The 17,826-nt window shown below is 55.7% G+C and carries 11 protein-coding genes, 2 tRNA genes and 3 rRNA genes; 14 read left to right on the top strand and 2 right to left on the bottom strand.

The features are described 5' to 3' along the window. Window positions 1-144: 144 nt before the first annotated feature. Window positions 145-489, bottom strand: coding sequence for a pentapeptide repeat-containing protein (locus AB4O23_RS08460; RefSeq protein WP_017528767.1), 345 nt, complete (start codon window positions 487-489; stop codon window positions 145-147). A 92-nt stretch (window positions 490-581) separates the two neighbouring features. Then, window positions 582-2,138 (bottom strand): bifunctional aminoglycoside phosphotransferase/ATP-binding protein, encoded by a 1,557-nt coding sequence (locus tag AB4O23_RS08465; RefSeq protein WP_065876798.1) that lies wholly within the window; start codon window positions 2,136-2,138, stop codon window positions 582-584. A gap of 118 nt (window positions 2,139-2,256) precedes the next feature. Here AB4O23_RS08465 and mrcB point away from each other — a divergent pair, with 118 nt between their 5' ends. The 14 genes from mrcB to rrf all read left to right on the top strand — a co-directional run bounded on the left by mrcB (window position 2,257) and on the right by rrf (window position 17,762). After that, window positions 2,257-4,581 carry a penicillin-binding protein 1B gene (mrcB, locus tag AB4O23_RS08470; protein WP_017528765.1) on the top strand — a complete coding sequence of 775 codons (2,325 nt, stop codon included), beginning with the start codon at window positions 2,257-2,259 and terminating at the stop codon, window positions 4,579-4,581. A gap of 16 nt (window positions 4,582-4,597) precedes the next feature. Further along, window positions 4,598-5,332: a tetratricopeptide repeat protein gene (locus tag AB4O23_RS08475; protein WP_460062862.1), complete on the top strand. Its 735-nt coding sequence runs from the start codon at window positions 4,598-4,600 to the stop codon at window positions 5,330-5,332. Further along, window positions 5,332-5,661, top strand: a complete 330-nt coding sequence (locus AB4O23_RS08480) for a YqcC family protein (RefSeq protein WP_017528763.1) — start codon at window positions 5,332-5,334, stop codon at window positions 5,659-5,661. Before AB4O23_RS08475 ends, AB4O23_RS08480 begins: the two co-directional genes overlap by 1 nt. A 431-nt stretch (window positions 5,662-6,092) precedes the next feature. Further along, window positions 6,093-7,817: an acetolactate synthase 3 large subunit gene (locus AB4O23_RS08485; protein WP_026067331.1), complete on the top strand. Its 1,725-nt coding sequence runs from the start codon at window positions 6,093-6,095 to the stop codon at window positions 7,815-7,817. Window positions 7,818-7,819: 2 nt separating this feature from the next. After that, window positions 7,820-8,311 (top strand): acetolactate synthase small subunit, encoded by a 492-nt coding sequence (gene ilvN / locus AB4O23_RS08490; RefSeq protein ID WP_003176102.1) that lies wholly within the window; start codon window positions 7,820-7,822, stop codon window positions 8,309-8,311. A 47-nt stretch (window positions 8,312-8,358) separates the two neighbouring features. Beyond that, entirely contained in the window at window positions 8,359-9,375 is a 1,017-nt protein-coding gene (gene ilvC, locus AB4O23_RS08495; RefSeq protein ID WP_460138473.1) for a ketol-acid reductoisomerase, read from the top strand. 143 nt (window positions 9,376-9,518) lie between these two features. Next, a complete protein-coding gene (gene pssA, locus AB4O23_RS08500) occupies window positions 9,519-10,376 on the top strand; it encodes a CDP-diacylglycerol--serine O-phosphatidyltransferase (RefSeq protein WP_065876800.1) in 858 nt (285 codons plus the stop codon). A gap of 63 nt (window positions 10,377-10,439) precedes the next feature. Further along, window positions 10,440-11,453, top strand: coding sequence for a protein-methionine-sulfoxide reductase catalytic subunit MsrP (gene msrP / locus AB4O23_RS08505; protein WP_065876801.1), 1,014 nt, complete (start codon window positions 10,440-10,442; stop codon window positions 11,451-11,453). After that, on the top strand, window positions 11,453-12,073 hold the full coding sequence (msrQ, locus tag AB4O23_RS08510) for a protein-methionine-sulfoxide reductase heme-binding subunit MsrQ (protein WP_017528759.1): 621 nt from the start codon (window positions 11,453-11,455) through the stop codon (window positions 12,071-12,073). The genes msrP and msrQ overlap by 1 nt, the downstream gene beginning before the upstream one ends. Before the next feature lie 488 nt (window positions 12,074-12,561). After that, window positions 12,562-14,098 (top strand): 16S ribosomal RNA (locus AB4O23_RS08515). Between the two features lie 82 nt (window positions 14,099-14,180). Then, a tRNA-Ile gene (locus tag AB4O23_RS08520) sits at window positions 14,181-14,257 on the top strand. Window positions 14,258-14,287: 30 nt separating this feature from the next. After that, window positions 14,288-14,363: transfer RNA gene (locus tag AB4O23_RS08525), tRNA-Ala, on the top strand. A 234-nt stretch (window positions 14,364-14,597) separates the two neighbouring features. After that, a 23S ribosomal RNA gene (locus AB4O23_RS08530) occupies window positions 14,598-17,489 on the top strand. A 157-nt stretch (window positions 17,490-17,646) separates the two neighbouring features. Beyond that, window positions 17,647-17,762 (top strand): 5S ribosomal RNA (gene rrf, locus AB4O23_RS08535). The 16S, 23S and 5S rRNA genes sit together here with 2 tRNA genes alongside, the layout of an rRNA operon. Window positions 17,763-17,826: the final 64 nt, after the last annotated feature.

A 17,826-nucleotide genomic window follows, 5' to 3' on the forward strand; every position in this document is an offset into this window, starting at 1 on the left:
GGGAGTGTAGCGCTCAGTAGGAAAAGCGTGGTTCTTTGGTCCGAAACGGCCCAAAAGCTTATAAGAATGGCGCGGGGATTTTGACGGCGGGCAGGGTAAAGCGCCCGCTACGCATTGCGCGTAGTCGGGCCTTGGGCGGATGTATTACTTGGTGCGATAGCGCAGGCGGGTGCCGAAGTTGACCGACATAAGGATTTCGTCGGCGGTCAACTCAGGCGGGAAGTAGGTGCCCGAAATCTGTGCATGGGCCAGGCTGGCGCCCTCCAGCGAGCAGTGACGCAAATCCAGGCCGCGCAGATCGGCGGAGCGGAAGTACGCATCAGTGAAATCCACGTCATCCGCGTGCAGGTCGCGTAAGTCCAGCCCACGGAAGTCGCCACCGCGCATGTCGATGACGCCTTCTTTCGGGCGTTGATGATTGAAACCTCGAATATCGTCTTTATGCAGGAGCGCGTAGAGCGGGGTATCAAGAAGCTTAGGCTGACTCATGAGGGCACCTCCTGTTGGATTTATGACGCCATTATAGTGCCACTATTGCTGGGGCGTGCGCCCAAGAAGACGACACGCCCAAGAAATTTTTCTTACAGACCAGGCAGGCGTTGACGAATTTGTGCGACCAACGCATCGAGGGTTCCGCTTTGGTTGGTCTCGACACATTTGCTCAGCAGCAGCTCTTCAGCGGTCAGCGGGTCACGGTTGGCCTGCTGTTCTTCAATAACGGCCAGCGTAGCGTCAGACGGATCATTTTTATCTGTCTGACGTTGTGCCAGCCAACTGGCGATAACAGCTGATGGCGCGTTGCAATCCAGGATCAGGAAGGGAGCGCCAGTGGCTTCGGCAACCTTGGCGGCTGCGTCGCGCTGCTCGCGCTTGAGGAAAGTGGCATCCAGCACCACCGGGAAACCGGCGCGTAGCACGGTGTCGGCGATTTCATTCAGGCGAGCGTAGGTCTTGGCGCTGGCATCTGTGGTGTAAATACCCGCCTGCGGGGTGTTTTCTACCTGCTGCTCGCCGAACAGGCGCTTGCGCTCCACGTCCGACCGCAAGCGTATGGCCCCCAGTGCTTCTACCAGGCGCATGGCGACGTGGCTTTTGCCCACTGCGGACACGCCGTGGGTAATCGCCAGGAAACGCGAAGGAATGGTGCTGTAGCTTTCCGCCAGGTTGGCGTAGTTGCGGTATTGACGCAGGGTGGTGGCGCGCTGCACCGGGCTTGCCTCGCTCGGCATACTGAACAGCGACACCTTGGCGCGTACCAGTGCGCGGTAGGCTTTGTAGAAATTCAGCAGTTCAAGGCCCTGATAATCGCCGGTCAGCTCCAGGTATTGGCTGATGAAGCGGCGAGCGAGGGACTTGAGGCCGCGGTCTTCCAGGTCCATGGCCAGGAACGCGGTGTCGGCGTACACGTCGGTGAAACGGAACGGTTCGTTGAACTCGATGCAGTCGAAGATCACTACGTGGCCATCGATCAAGGTGGCGTTACCCAGGTGAATGTCACCGTGGCACTCGCGAGTGAAACCGTCGATTTTGCGCTGTGCCAGCAGGGGTTTAAGGCGTGCGAAGCTGCTTTCGGCCCAGGCTTGGAGCGCTTCCAGTTGGGCCAGGTCGGCTTTATCGCTGAGAAACGGGCGAATCTGATCGAAGTTCTGCCGAACCGGTGCCATCACTTCGTTCGCGGTACCGGCGGGGTGTTCCTGCGGGACCTTTGGTGCGGTGAGATGAAAGTGCGCAATTTGTTTGGCCATCTCATCGATGTGTACGCTGGTCAGCTCGCCGTTGGCCTGCAAAGTGCTGAGCAATTGGCTTTGCGGGAACTGACGCATCTTCAGTGCGTACTCGATCACCGGCCCTTCACCGCCCAATCGAGGTGTGTCGGCCGTACCGGTAATCGGCAGCACGTCCAGATACAAATCCTGGGTCAAGCGTTGGTTGAGGCGCAGTTCTTCGTTGCAAAAGTGGCCGCGTTTTTCCAGATCGGTGAAATCCAGAAAGCCGAAGTTCATCGGCTTCTTCAATTTATAAGCGTAAGGCCCCGTGAGCACTACCCACGAAATATGGGTTTCGATGACGTGGAACGCTTCAACCGGATGAGGGTATAAAGCCGGGTTTTGCAGGGCAGCGATCAGTGTTTGGCTCACGGGCGATCCTTCAGAGTCTGGGGGAAATCATGGCGGGCATTATGGCCGCTACGGGCGGTCGTGCAAACCGCTGTCGGGCTCATGTTGAACATCAATAAAGTGCGTATAATCCGCCGCCATGACTCGAACCCGATCTCCCCGTTCCCGTAAAAAACCTCCTTCCAGTGGCCTGCGTCCGTGGCTCGGCTGGGCGCTCAAGCTCGGCCTTGTGGGCCTTGTGGTGCTCGCAGGCGTCGCGGTGTACCTCGACGCCGTGGTCCAGGAGAAGTTCTCCGGCAAGCGCTGGACCATTCCGGCCAAGGTGTACGCGCGCCCGCTGGAGCTGTTCACTGGCCAGAAGCTGAGCAAGGATGACTTCCTCACTGAGCTCGATGCCCTGGGCTACCGTCGTGAACCCGTGAGCAACGGGCCGGGCGCGGCGGCTGTCAGCGGTAATACGGTCGACCTGAATACCCGCGGCTTTCAATTCTATGAAGGCCTGGAAAAAGCCCAGCCGGTACGCGTGCGTTTTTCCGGTGACTATGTGGCGGAGCTGTCATCGCTCAACGGCTCTAAGCTACCGGTGGTGCGCCTCGAACCACTGATGATCGGTGGGATTTACCCGAAGAACCTTGAAGATCGCATCTTGATCAAGCTTGATCAGGTGCCGCCGTATCTGCTTGAAACCCTGGTTGCCGTCGAGGACCGCGACTTTTATAGCCACTGGGGCGTCTCGCCGAAGTCGATTGCCCGCGCGATCTGGATCAACACCTCCGGCGGCAAGATGACTCAGGGCGGCAGTACGCTGACCCAGCAGTTGGTCAAGAACTTCTACCTGACCAGCGAGCGCAGCCTGACCCGCAAACTCACCGAAGCCATGATGGCGATGCTGCTTGAGCTGCACTACAGCAAGCAGGAAATCCTCGAGGCGTACCTCAACGAGGTCTTCGTCGGCCAGGATGGCCAGCGTGCGGTACACGGTTTCGGTCTGGCCAGCCAGTTCTTCTTCGGTCAGCCGCTGTCCGAGCTGAAGTTGCATCAGGTCGCCTTGTTGGTGGGCATGGTCAAGGGCCCGTCCTACTACAACCCGCGCCGCAACCCTGAGCGTGCGTTGGAGCGTCGCAACCTGGTGCTTGATGTGTTGGAGCAGCAGGGTGTGGCCACCGCTGAGCAAGTTGCAGCAGCGAAGAAAATGCCATTGGGTGTGACCACTCGTGGCAAATTGGCGGACAGCTCTTTCCCCGGCTTCATCGATTTGGTTAAACGCCAGTTACGTGAAGATTACCGCGACGAAGACTTGACCGAAGAAGGCCTGCGGATCTTTACCAGTTTTGACCCGATCCTGCAGATGAAAGCGGAAGCGTCGGTCAACGACACCTTCAAGCGTCTGACGGGCCGTAAAGGTTCCGATGAAGTAGAAGCGGCGATGGTGGTGACCAACCCGGAAACGGGTGAAGTCCAGGCCATGATCGGCAGTCGCCAGGCCAGCTTTGCCGGCTTCAACCGTGCTCTGGATGCGGTGCGGCCGATCGGCTCGCTGGTCAAGCCGGCGGTCTACCTGACGGCGTTGGAAAAACCGAGCAAATACACCCTGACCAGTTGGCTGTCGGATGACCCATTGTCGGTCAAAGGCGGGGATGGCCAGGTGTGGACGCCGCAGAACTTCGATCGCCGCTCCCATGGCACCGTATTCCTGTACCAGGGGCTGGCGCATTCCTACAACATTTCCACTTCGCGCCTGGGCCTTGAAGTGGGCGTGCCGAATGTTCTCAAGACCCTGGCGCGACTGGGTATTACCCGTGAGTTCCCGGCCTTTCCGTCGATCCTGCTGGGTGCTGGCGCAATGACGCCGATGGAAGTCGCGACCATGTATCAGACCCTCGCCAACGGCGGTTTCAATACCCCTATGCGCGGGATTCGCAGTGTGCTGACCGCTGAAGGTGAGCCGCTCAAGCGCTACCCGTTCCAGATCCAGCAGCGTTTCGATGCGGGTTCGATCTACCTGATCCAGAACGCGATGCAGCGCGTGATGCGTGAAGGTACCGGCAGTTCTGTCTATAAAGTGCTGCCGTCCAACCTCACGTTGGCGGGCAAGACCGGTACCAGTAACGACTCACGTGACAGTTGGTTCGCCGGTTTTGGTCAGGACGTGCTGGCGGTGGTGTGGCTGGGTCGTGACGATAATGGCAAGACGCCGTTTACCGGTGCGACCGGTGCGCTGCAGGTCTGGACCAGTTTCATGCGCAAGGCCGACCCGCTGCCGTTAAACATGCCGCAGCCGGATAACATCGTGCAGGCCTGGATTGATCCGCACACAGGTCAAGGCTCCGATGCCAACTGCCCGGGCGCGGTGCAGATGCCGTATATTCGCGGCAGCGAACCACCTCCTGGAGCTGCGTGCGGTGGCGGTGCCCCCGCTGACGCGGAATCGGTGATGGACTGGGTCAAGGGCTGGATGAATTAAGCAAAGAGGGTTTCAAGTGAACAAGTGGTGTATTCCAGCGATTACAGTTCTGGCTTTGCTCGGCGGCTGTTCCAGCGTGCAGCGCGGCTCCATTCCCGTGGTGGACTCGAGCACGGCCGTTTCCAATAACGACCGCATCTCGGCCGATGGCGGTTTCCGCCAGACCGTGACCAACCGTCCGGCGCAAGCCAAGCCGCAGGCCATGCCTCAGGATTCGGGCGTTGTAGTGATGGTGCCGGGCGGCGGTGCTGCCACGTCGGCGCCGATCAGTGCGGAGCCGTGGACGCCAGGGCCAAGCACTTCCGGGCCGATCGACGCTGCGCCGATTCAGGCGGCGCCGGTCAACCAAGGCACCTACACGATGCCGTCGACGCCGAGTGGCATTCCTTCGTCTTCCAATGCGGGCGGCCTGTCGGCTGATGAGCAGTTGGATGGCCCGGTGCTGGCGCTGCTGACCACTGCGCAGCAACAACAGGCGGGGGGCGATTTGAACGGTGCGTCGTCCAGCCTTGAGCGCGCGCAACGCGTTGCGCCTCGCGAGCCGCAAGTGCTGTACCGCCTGGCACAGGTCCGCATGGCCCAGGGGGATGCGCCGCAAGCCGAGCAGTTCGCTCGTCGTGGGCTCTCGCTGGCCAATGGTCGTCCCGACCTGCAAGCCAGCCTGTGGGCTCTGATTGGTGATGCACGTGCTGCGCAAGGCGATGCCGCCGGCGCTGCGCAGGCCCGTCAAAAAGCCAAGGTCAACCTCTGATGGATGCACGGTTTCCCGCGATAGCCGAACAGTTATTGCTGATCGAGCGCGAGTTGCGCGTGCAGGGCTGGTGGGACGAAGTGTCCCCCAGTGCGCAGGCGCTCAGCAGCGTCGAGCCGTTTTCGGTGGACACACTGGATTTCCATCAGTGGCTGCAGTGGATCTTCCTGGCACGTATGAAGCAGATCCTCGAACAGGACCTGCCGTTGCCCAATGCCTCGGGCATCCTCGAAATGGCAGAGATGGTTTACGCCGATCGGCCACGCGAGAGCCTTGGATTGCGCAATGCGCTGAAAAAGTTCGATCAATTGATCGTCGACGCTCGTTAATTGCCTGACTGCCGGGTTTTTCGGCAGTCTTGCGCATATTTCTACCGCTTGACGACATTCAGGCGAGTTTTATCCCTCCTCAAAGGCCTTTCTTCTACGTTCTCATGCGCTTAGTTGGAAAAAAGCGCAATTATTGCTTGACTTGAAGGGCCTGAAACACAAGAATCCAAAGTCCGCTGTATCGGGACTGCCAGAAGCAGGCCCGCTCGGCAGATCATGAGGCGCACATCCGCGCCGACCTGTTACACCCGCAACGCGTTACCTCGCGCTGGGTGGGAAAAGCCCGCAACACTTGGGACGATCCCAATACTTGCTCAGTCAGTGCTGACGTAGTCGGCGACCACCGTCGCTCATGCTCTGTTGAGAAGTAAACCTATTAAGACCCGTCGGTTTTCAACGGACGGTATTCTGGCGTTTTAGAGGTGAACAACGTGGAGCTTTTATCTGGCGGTGAGATGCTCGTCCGCTTTTTGCGTGACGAAGGCGTCGACTATATCTACGGGTACCCAGGTGGTGCTCTGCTGCATGTTTACGACGCACTGTTCAAGGAGCCGGCTGTTACCCACATCCTGGTTCGCCACGAACAGGCCGCGACCCATATGGCTGACGGTTATGCCCGTGCCACCGGTAAAGCCGGTGTGGTACTGGTGACCTCTGGCCCAGGCGCAACCAATGCCATTACCGGCATCGCGACTGCGTATATGGACTCTATCCCGATGGTGATCATCTCTGGCCAGGTGCCTAGCACCATGGTCGGTACCGATGCATTCCAGGAAACCGACATGATCGGTATCTCCCGGCCGATCGTGAAACACAGCTTCATGATCAAGCATGCGTCGGAAATCCCGGAAGTCATGAAAAAGGCCTTCTACCTCGCTCAGTCCGGTCGTCCGGGTCCTGTAGTGGTCGATATCCCGAAAGACATGACCAACCCGGCTGAAAAATTCGAATACGTTTTCCCGAAGAAAGCCAAGCTGCGCTCCTACAGCCCGGCCGTGCGTGGGCACTCTGGGCAAATCCGCAAGGCAGCAGAAATGCTTCTGGCGGCCAAGCGCCCAGTGCTGTACTCGGGCGGTGGCGTGATTCTGGGCGGCGGTTCCGCACCGTTGACCGAACTGGCCAAGATGCTCAACCTGCCGGTCACGAATACCCTGATGGGCCTCGGCGCATTTCCAGGCACGGATCGTCAGTTTGTCGGCATGCTCGGCATGCACGGCAGCTACACCGCCAACCTGACCATGCACCACGCCGACGTGATCCTGGCGGTGGGCGCACGGTTTGATGACCGTGTGATCAACGGCGCGAGCAAGTTCTGCCCGAATGCCAAGATCATTCACATCGACATCGACCCGGCGTCCATTTCCAAGACCATCAAGGCCGACGTGCCGATCGTTGGGCCGGTGGAAAGCGTGTTGACCGAAATGGTCGCCGCGCTCAAGGACATCGGCGAGACGCCGAACAAGGAATCCGTTGCCAGCTGGTGGAAGCAGATCGATGAATGGCGCGGCGATCGCGGCTTGTTCCCTTACGACAAGGGCGACGGCAGCATCATCAAGCCACAAACCGTGATCGAGACCCTGTGCGAAGTGACCAAGGGCGATGCCTTTGTGACCTCCGACGTAGGTCAGCACCAAATGTTCGCCGCGCAGTATTACAAGTTCGACAAGCCCAACCGCTGGATCAACTCCGGTGGCCTGGGCACGATGGGCTTCGGTTTTCCCGCGGCCATGGGGGTGAAACTGAGCTTCCCGGATGCCGACGTTGCCTGCGTCACCGGCGAAGGCAGCATCCAGATGAACATCCAGGAGTTGTCGACGTGCCTGCAGTACGGCCTTCCGGTGAAGATCGTCTGCTTGAACAATGGCGTACTGGGCATGGTTCGTCAGTGGCAGGACATGAGCTACGGTAGCCGTCACTCCCATTCCTACATGGAATCGTTGCCGGATTTCATCAAGTTGGTTGAAGCCTATGGCCATGTCGGCATTCGCATCACTGATTTGAAAGATCTAAAGCCGAAGATGGAAGAAGCGTTCGCCATGAAAGACCGCCTGGTGTTCATCGATATTCAGGTGGATACCAGCGAGCACGTCTATCCGATGCAGATCAAAGACGGCTCTATGCGCGACATGTGGCTGAACAAGACGGAGCGTACTTAATCATGCGGCATATTATCTCCCTGCTTCTGGAGAACGAACCCGGCGCTCTGTCTCGTGTTGTCGGCCTGTTTTCGCAACGCAACTACAACATCGAAAGCCTCACCGTGGCCCCGACCGAAGACCCGACCCTGTCGCGCCTGACGTTGACCACCGTGGGTCATGATGAAGTGATCGAACAGATCACCAAGAACCTCAACAAGCTGATCGAAGTGGTCAAGCTGGTCGACCTGTCGGAAAGTGCCCACATCGAGCGCGAGCTGATGCTGGTTAAAGTCAAGGCCACGGGTGCTCAACGTGCCGAGATCAAGCGCACTACCGACATCTATCGCGGGCAGATCGTCGATGTGAGTGCCAGCGTTTATACCGTTCAACTGACCGGTACAAGCGACAAGCTGGACAGCTTCATCCAGTCGATCGGGACGGCCTCGATTCTGGAAACGGTACGCAGTGGTGTCACCGGGATTGCCCGTGGCGACAAAGTACTCAGCATCTAACCCAAATTAGTGAATGGCCTTACGGCCTGGATATATAGAGGAACCTCATGAAAGTTTATTACGATAAAGATTGTGACCTGTCGATCATCCAGGGCAAGAAAGTCGCCATCATCGGCTACGGCTCCCAAGGTCACGCGCAAGCCTGCAACCTGAAAGATTCCGGCGTTGACGTGACTGTTGACCTGCGTAAAGGCTCGGCCACTGTTGCCAAGGCTGAAGCTCACGGCCTGAAAGTGACTGACGTTGCTTCCGCTGTTGCGGCTGCCGACCTGGTCATGATCCTGACTCCGGACGAGTTCCAGTCCTCGCTGTACAAAAACGAAATCGAGCCGAACATCAAGAAAGGCGCCACCCTGGCCTTTTCCCACGGCTTCGCGATTCACTACAACCAGGTTGTGCCGCGCGCTGACCTGGACGTGATCATGATCGCGCCAAAAGCGCCAGGTCACACCGTACGTTCCGAGTTCGTGAAAGGCGGCGGTATTCCAGACCTGATCGCTATCTACCAGGACGCCTCCGGCAACGCCAAGAACGTTGCGTTGTCCTACGCTGCCGGCGTGGGTGGCGGTCGTACCGGCATCATCGAAACTACCTTCAAGGACGAGACCGAAACCGACCTGTTCGGCGAGCAAGCCGTTCTGTGTGGCGGTACCGTTGAGCTGGTCAAAGCAGGTTTCGAAACCCTGGTTGAAGCTGGCTACGCGCCGGAAATGGCCTACTTCGAATGCCTGCACGAACTGAAGCTGATCGTTGACCTCATGTACGAAGGCGGTATCGCCAACATGAACTACTCGATCTCCAACAACGCCGAATACGGCGAGTACGTGACTGGCCCGGAAGTGATCAACGCCGAGTCCCGTCAGGCCATGCGCAACGCCCTGAAACGTATTCAGGACGGCGAGTACGCCAAAATGTTCATCAGCGAAGGCGCTACCGGCTACCCTTCGATGACCGCCAAGCGTCGTAACAACGCTGCTCACGGTATCGAAGTGATCGGCGAGCAACTGCGCTCGATGATGCCGTGGATCGGTGCCAACAAGATCGTCGACAAAGCCAAAAACTAAGTCGAGCGCATCAAGAGAAAACGCGGCCTAGGCCGCGTTTTTTCGTTTGAGAGGCCGGTTCTGGTATAAAGCTGCATCGTTTGCGTGCGAACACTCGCCGCGAGTATTTGTCGAATTTTTCACACCGTTGCAAGGTAAAGTCCATGAGCGAACGTCCCGAAGAGCCAAGCCAGGCTTCTGACGCCGAAAGCCTGCTGCCGATCGATGAGCATGTCGAAGAAGGGCATGACGCGGAAGGCCGCAAGGTCCGGCATCGTGGCATCTATCTTTTGCCCAACCTGTTCACCACGGCGAACCTGTTCGCCGGGTTCTATTCCATTATCAACTCCATGAGTGCTCAGAGCGCGCTGGCGGCGGGTGATGCTGCGAGTGCCAGCAAGTATTTCGGCTTTGCTGCCATTGCGATCTTTGTCGCCATGGTGCTCGACGGCCTGGATGGTCGCGTGGCGCGTATGACCAATACTCAAAGTGCCTTCGGTGCCGAGTACGACTCGCTCTCGGACATGGTTGCCTTTGGTGTTGCTCCGGCGCTTTTGGCATTCGCCTGGGCGCTGGGTGATATGGGCAAGGTGGGGTGGATGGTTGCCTTTATTTATGTCGCGGGCGCGGCGTTGCGTCTGGCACGCTTCAATACCCAGGTAGGAACTGCCGACAAGCGTTACTTCATCGGCCTGGCCAGTCCGGCGGCGGCGGGTGTAGTGGCGGGGATCGTCTGGGCGTTTAGTGACTATGGCATCCAGGGATCGAAAATGTCGTTCCTGGTGGCCTTGATGGTCGCTGCGGCCGGGATGTTGATGGTCAGTAACATCAAGTACAACAGCTTCAAGGAGCTGGACCTTAAGGGGCGCGTTCCCTTCGTGGCTATCCTGGTGGTCGTGCTGGCGTTCGCCGTGGTCTTCAGTGATCCGCCGCGTATCCTGCTGTTGGCATTTCTGGTTTATGCCGTCTCGGGGCCGATTCAGTACCTGCTGCATCTGCGTCGGGACAAAACGTTGCCTTAATGTAATTTCCCCCATACTCCGCAGTCTATTGGTGCATCAGTCCTCCAATGCTGCGGAGTTGCCATGTTAATCAAATTGTCTAAAGCGTCCGATTGTCATGAATCGGATGTCACGCCTGAATCTTTTTATCTCTCTCGCCGCAGCTTACTCGGTGGTGCGTTGGCGGGTATTGCCGCCAGCAGCTTGCCGCGTTGGGCCAGTGCCGAGGATGCTGCGCGTTATGCCGACGTTGAACCGGGCAAAGCGCCTGATTGGTTTGCCGAGAAACTGCCGGCTACCAAATGGCAGGCAGTGACGGCTAAAGACGAAGCCATTACGCCATTCAAGGATGCCACCCACTACAACAACTTCTATGAGTTCGGCACAGATAAGGGCGACCCTGCGAACAATGCAGGCTCACTCAAGACCGAGCCCTGGAGCGTGGTGATTGATGGTGAGGTTGCAAAACCGGGGCGTTATGCCTTGGAAGACTTCATGAAGCCCTATCAATTGGAAGAGCGGATCTATCGTTTGCGCTGTGTGGAAGCTTGGTCGATGGTCATTCCATGGATAGGCTTTCCAATCTCTGCCTTGCTCAAGCAGGTTGAGCCAACTTCCAAGGCCAAATACATTCGCTTCGAAACCCTTCAGGATCCCAAGAGCATGCCTGGGCAGCGTTCGAGTTTCGGCTTGATCGACTGGCCGTATGTAGAAGGGTTGCGTCTGGATGAAGCAATGAATCCCTTGGCGATTCTTGCTGTTGGTATGTATGGGCGGGAGCTGCCGAATCAGAACGGCGCGCCGTTGCGTCTGGTTGTGCCGTGGAAGTACGGTTTCAAGAGCGTGAAGTCAATCGTGCGGATCAGCCTGGTAAGCGAGCAGCCGAAAACCACCTGGCAGAGCATTGCGGCGGATGAGTATGGGTTTTATGCAAATGTGAACCCGACAGTCGATCATCCTCGTTGGACCCAAGCGCGCGAGCGTCGCTTGCCGAGTGGCCTGTTCAGTCCCAATGTGCGTGAAACGCAGATGTTCAATGGCTACTCAGAGGAGGTTGCTTCTCTTTATAGCGGTCTCGATCTGCGGAAGAACTACTGATGCGTTACCCCATCTGGCGCATTGGCATCTTTATCGCTGCGGCGGTGTGGCCGTTGTTATGGCTATATCAAGCGTGGAGCTTTGCGCTGGGGCCGGACCCGGGCAAGGTATTGGTTGATCGACTCGGCTTGGGTACGTTGATCCTGTTGTTGGTTACCCTGGGTATGACGCCACTGCAGAAGCTCAGTGGTTGGGCGGGGTGGATTGCTGTGCGCCGCCAGCTTGGTTTGTGGTGCTTCGCTTATGTCGTGCTGCACCTGGCTGCCTATTGTGTGTTTGTCCTGGGTCTTGATTGGTCACAGTTGGGCGTGGAGTTACGTAAGCGGCCTTACATTATTGTCGGGGCGTTGGGCTTCTTGGCGTTGTTGGTGTTGGCGGTAACGTCCAATCGCTATAGCCAGCGTCGGCTGGGTAGCCGCTGGAAGAAATTGCATCGCCTTGTTTATGTGATTCTGGGGCTTGGCCTACTGCATATGTTGTGGATTGTGCGGGCTGATCTGAAGGAGTGGGCTATCTATGCTTCTATAGGTACGCTGCTCCTCGTATTACGGATTCCGCCCTTGATGCGTCGAATCCCTCGCCTTATTGCAAAAAAAGCACCTTCTGCAACGAAAGTGTAATTAACGCTTGACCGCAGATTCTGGAAGCCTATAATTCGCCCCACTTCCGGCGCAGTCGAAACGGAAAACTCCTTGGTAAACAATGAGTTACGCAGTTTTCGGCAGCAAGTTGCTTCAGTTCATCGAAGCCAAAAGGAAGTTGAAAAAGAGGTGTTGACAGCAGCGTGTAACGCTGTAGAATTCGCCTCCCGCTGACGAGAGATCGGAAGCGCAAGTGGTTGAAGTTGTTGAGGAAATCTTCGAAAGCTTCTGAAAATAACCGCTTGACAGCAAATGAGGCTGCTGTAGAATGCGCGCCTCGGTTGAGACGAAAGCTCTTAACCAACCGCTCTTTAACAACTGAATCAAGCAATTCGTGTGGGTGCTTGTGGAGTCAGACTGATAGTCAACAAGATTATCAGCATCACAAGTTACTCCGCGAGAAATCAAAGATGTAACCAACGATTGCTGAGCCAAGTTTAGGGTTTCTTAAAAACCCAAAGATGTTTGAACTGAAGAGTTTGATCATGGCTCAGATTGAACGCTGGCGGCAGGCCTAACACATGCAAGTCGAGCGGTAGAGAGAAGCTTGCTTCTCTTGAGAGCGGCGGACGGGTGAGTAATGCCTAGGAATCTGCCTGGTAGTGGGGGATAACGTTCGGAAACGGACGCTAATACCGCATACGTCCTACGGGAGAAAGCAGGGGACCTTCGGGCCTTGCGCTATCAGATGAGCCTAGGTCGGATTAGCTAGTTGGTGAGGTAATGGCTCACCAAGGCGACGATCCGTAACTGGTCTGAGAGGATGATCAGTCACACTGGAACTGAGACACGGTCCAGACTCCTACGGGAGGCAGCAGTGGGGAATATTGGACAATGGGCGAAAGCCTGATCCAGCCATGCCGCGTGTGTGAAGAAGGTCTTCGGATTGTAAAGCACTTTAAGTTGGGAGGAAGGGCAGTTACCTAATACGTGATTGTTTTGACGTTACCGACAGAATAAGCACCGGCTAACTCTGTGCCAGCAGCCGCGGTAATACAGAGGGTGCAAGCGTTAATCGGAATTACTGGGCGTAAAGCGCGCGTAGGTGGTTTGTTAAGTTGGATGTGAAATCCCCGGGCTCAACCTGGGAACTGCATTCAAAACTGACTGACTAGAGTATGGTAGAGGGTGGTGGAATTTCCTGTGTAGCGGTGAAATGCGTAGATATAGGAAGGAACACCAGTGGCGAAGGCGACCACCTGGACTGATACTGACACTGAGGTGCGAAAGCGTGGGGAGCAAACAGGATTAGATACCCTGGTAGTCCACGCCGTAAACGATGTCAACTAGCCGTTGGGAGCCTTGAGCTCTTAGTGGCGCAGCTAACGCATTAAGTTGACCGCCTGGGGAGTACGGCCGCAAGGTTAAAACTCAAATGAATTGACGGGGGCCCGCACAAGCGGTGGAGCATGTGGTTTAATTCGAAGCAACGCGAAGAACCTTACCAGGCCTTGACATCCAATGAACTTTCTAGAGATAGATTGGTGCCTTCGGGAACATTGAGACAGGTGCTGCATGGCTGTCGTCAGCTCGTGTCGTGAGATGTTGGGTTAAGTCCCGTAACGAGCGCAACCCTTGTCCTTAGTTACCAGCACGTCATGGTGGGCACTCTAAGGAGACTGCCGGTGACAAACCGGAGGAAGGTGGGGATGACGTCAAGTCATCATGGCCCTTACGGCCTGGGCTACACACGTGCTACAATGGTCGGTACAGAGGGTTGCCAAGCCGCGAGGTGGAGCTAATCCCATAAAACCGATCGTAGTCCGGATCGCAGTCTGCAACTCGACTGCGTGAAGTCGGAATCGCTAGTAATCGCGAATCAGAATGTCGCGGTGAATACGTTCCCGGGCCTTGTACACACCGCCCGTCACACCATGGGAGTGGGTTGCACCAGAAGTAGCTAGTCTAACCTTCGGGAGGACGGTTACCACGGTGTGATTCATGACTGGGGTGAAGTCGTAACAAGGTAGCCGTAGGGGAACCTGCGGCTGGATCACCTCCTTAATCGACGACATCAGCTGCTCCATAAGTTCCCACACGAATTGCTTGATTCATTGAAGAAGACGATAAGAAGCAGCCCGAAATTGGGTCTGTAGCTCAGTTGGTTAGAGCGCACCCCTGATAAGGGTGAGGTCGGCAGTTCGAATCTGCCCAGACCCACCAATTTTGTGTGGGAAACGCCTGTAGAAATATGGGGCCATAGCTCAGCTGGGAGAGCGCCTGCCTTGCACGCAGGAGGTCAACGGTTCGATCCCGTTTGGCTCCACCACTACTGCTTCTGACGTATGAAAGCTTAGAAATGAGCATTCCATCCTGGCGATGGTGAATGTTGATTTCTAGTCTTTGATTAGATCGTTCTTTAAAAATTTGGGTATGTGATAGAAAGATAGACTGAACGTTACTTTCACTGGTAACGGATCAGGCTAAGGTAAAATTTGTGAGTGATTACAGATTTTCGGCGAATGTCGTCTTCACAGTATAACCAGATTGCTTGGGGTTATATGGTCAAGTGAAGAAGCGCATACGGTGGATGCCTTGGCAGTCAGAGGCGATGAAAGACGTGGTAGCCTGCGAAAAGCTTCGGGGAGTCGGCAAACAGACTTTGATCCGGAGATGTCTGAATGGGGGAACCCAGCCATCATAAGATGGTTATCTTGTACTGAATACATAGGTGCAAGAGGCGAACCAGGGGAACTGAAACATCTAAGTACCCTGAGGAAAAGAAATCAACCGAGATTCCCTTAGTAGTGGCGAGCGAACGGGGACTAGCCCTTAAGTGGCTTTGAGATTAGCGGAACGCTCTGGAAAGTGCGGCCATAGTGGGTGATAGCCCTGTACGCGAAAATCTCTTAGTCATGAAATCGAGTAGGACGGAGCACGAGAAACTTTGTCTGAATATGGGGGGACCATCCTCCAAGGCTAAATACTACTGACTGACCGATAGTGAACTAGTACCGTGAGGGAAAGGCGAAAAGAACCCCGGAGAGGGGAGTGAAATAGATCCTGAAACCGTATGCGTACAAGCAGTGGGAGCCCACTTTGTTGGGTGACTGCGTACCTTTTGTATAATGGGTCAGCGACTTATTTTCAGTGGCGAGCTTAACCGAATAGGGGAGGCGTAGCGAAAGCGAGTCTTAATAGGGCGTCTAGTCGCTGGGAATAGACCCGAAACCGGGCGATCTATCCATGGGCAGGTTGAAGGTTGGGTAACACTAACTGGAGGACCGAACCGACTACCGTTGAAAAGTTAGCGGATGACCTGTGGATCGGAGTGAAAGGCTAATCAAGCTCGGAGATAGCTGGTTCTCCTCGAAAGCTATTTAGGTAGCGCCTCATGTATCACTGTAGGGGGTAGAGCACTGTTTCGGCTAGGGGGTCATCCCGACTTACCAAACCGATGCAAACTCCGAATACCTACAAGTGCCGAGCATGGGAGACACACGGCGGGTGCTAACGTCCGTCGTGAAAAGGGAAACAACCCAGACCGTCAGCTAAGGTCCCAAAGTTATGGTTAAGTGGGAAACGATGTGGGAAGGCTTAGACAGCTAGGAGGTTGGCTTAGAAGCAGCCACCCTTTAAAGAAAGCGTAATAGCTCACTAGTCGAGTCGGCCTGCGCGGAAGATGTAACGGGGCTCAAACCATACACCGAAGCTACGGGTATCACGTAAGTGATGCGGTAGAGGAGCGTTCTGTAAGCCTGTGAAGGTGAGTTGAGAAGCTTGCTGGAGGTATCAGAAGTGCGAATGCTGACATGAGTAACGACAATGGGTGTGAAAAACACCCACGCCGAAAGACCAAGGTTTCCTGCGCAACGTTAATCGACGCAGGGTTAGTCGGTCCCTAAGGCGAGGCTGAAAAGCGTAGTCGATGGAAAACAGGTTAATATTCCTGTACTTCTGGTTATTGCGATGGAGGGACGGAGAAGGCTAGGCCAGCTTGGCGTTGGTTGTCCAAGTTTAAGGTGGTAGGCTGGAATCTTAGGTAAATCCGGGATTCTAAGGCCGAGAGCTGATGACGAGCTAACTTTCAGTTAGCGAAGTGGTTGATGCCATGCTTCCAAGAAAAGCTTCTAAGCTTCAGGTAACCAGGAACCGTACCCCAAACCGACACAGGTGGTTGGGTAGAGAATACCAAGGCGCTTGAGAGAACTCGGGTGAAGGAACTAGGCAAAATGGCACCGTAACTTCGGGAGAAGGTGCGCCGGTGAGGGTGAAGGACTTGCTCCGTAAGCCCATGCCGGTCGAAGATACCAGGCCGCTGCGACTGTTTATTAAAAACACAGCACTCTGCAAACACGAAAGTGGACGTATAGGGTGTGACGCCTGCCCGGTGCCGGAAGGTTAATTGATGGGGTTAGCTAACGCGAAGCTCTTGATCGAAGCCCCGGTAAACGGCGGCCGTAACTATAACGGTCCTAAGGTAGCGAAATTCCTTGTCGGGTAAGTTCCGACCTGCACGAATGGCGTAACGATGGCGGCGCTGTCTCCACCCGAGACTCAGTGAAATTGAAATCGCTGTGAAGATGCAGTGTATCCGCGGCTAGACGGAAAGACCCCGTGAACCTTTACTATAGCTTTGCACTGGACTTTGAATTTGCTTGTGTAGGATAGGTGGGAGGCTTTGAAGCGTGGACGCCAGTCTGCGTGGAGCCAACCTTGAAATACCACCCTGGCAACTTTGAGGTTCTAACTCAGGTCCGTTATCCGGATCGAGGACAGTGTATGGTGGGTAGTTTGACTGGGGCGGTCTCCTCCTAAAGAGTAACGGAGGAGTACGAAGGTGCGCTCAGACCGGTCGGAAATCGGTCGTAGAGTATAAAGGCAAAAGCGCGCTTGACTGCGAGACAGACACGTCGAGCAGGTACGAAAGTAGGTCTTAGTGATCCGGTGGTTCTGTATGGAAGGGCCATCGCTCAACGGATAAAAGGTACTCCGGGGATAACAGGCTGATACCGCCCAAGAGTTCATATCGACGGCGGTGTTTGGCACCTCGATGTCGGCTCATCACATCCTGGGGCTGAAGCCGGTCCCAAGGGTATGGCTGTTCGCCATTTAAAGTGGTACGCGAGCTGGGTTTAGAACGTCGTGAGACAGTTCGGTCCCTATCTGCCGTGGACGTTTGAGATTTGAGAGGGGCTGCTCCTAGTACGAGAGGACCGGAGTGGACGAACCTCTGGTGTTCCGGTTGTCACGCCAGTGGCATTGCCGGGTAGCTATGTTCGGAATAGATAACCGCTGAAAGCATCTAAGCGGGAAACTAGCCTCAAGATGAGATCTCACTGGAACCTTGAGTTCCCTGAAGGGCCGTCGAAGACTACGACGTTGATAGGTTGGGTGTGTAAGCGCTGTGAGGCGTTGAGCTAACCAATACTAATTGCCCGTGAGGCTTGACCATATAACACCCAAGCAATTTGACTACTCGAAAGAGCATCAGATTGCGGTGTGTGAAGACGAAACGAACCGAAAGTTTGTAACTCACAAAACACCGACTGCTGTCACATACCCAATTTGCTGAAGCGAGGCCATTTGGTCACGAGTCAGTACCCGAATTTCTTGACGACCATAGAGCATTGGAACCACCTGATCCCATCCCGAACTCAGTAGTGAAACGATGCATCGCCGATGGTAGTGTGGGGTTTCCCCATGTGAGAGTAGGTCATCGTCAAGATTAAATTCCAAAACCCCATTTGCGAAAGCAGATGGGGTTTTGTTTTGGGCGCTCGGAAAGTGCA

Source organism: Pseudomonas sp. H2_A10 (assembly GCF_054680085.1).

Bases quoted from the DNA above. Each gene is read 5' to 3' on its own strand.
- AB4O23_RS08460 (WP_017528767.1), bottom strand. From the start codon at position 489: ATGAGTCAGCCTAAGCTTCTTGATACCCCGCTCTACGCGCTCCTGCAT.
- mrcB (WP_017528765.1), top strand. From the start codon at position 2,257: ATGACTCGAACCCGATCTCCCCGTTCCCGTAAAAAACCTCCTTCCAGT.
- AB4O23_RS08480 (WP_017528763.1), top strand. From the start codon at position 5,332: ATGGATGCACGGTTTCCCGCGATAGCCGAACAGTTATTGCTGATCGAG.
- ilvN (WP_003176102.1), top strand. From the start codon at position 7,820: ATGCGGCATATTATCTCCCTGCTTCTGGAGAACGAACCCGGCGCTCTG.
- ilvC (WP_460138473.1), top strand. From the start codon at position 8,359: ATGAAAGTTTATTACGATAAAGATTGTGACCTGTCGATCATCCAGGGC.
- pssA (WP_065876800.1), top strand. From the start codon at position 9,519: ATGAGCGAACGTCCCGAAGAGCCAAGCCAGGCTTCTGACGCCGAAAGC.
- msrP (WP_065876801.1), top strand. From the start codon at position 10,440: ATGTTAATCAAATTGTCTAAAGCGTCCGATTGTCATGAATCGGATGTC.
- msrQ (WP_017528759.1), top strand. From the start codon at position 11,453: ATGCGTTACCCCATCTGGCGCATTGGCATCTTTATCGCTGCGGCGGTG.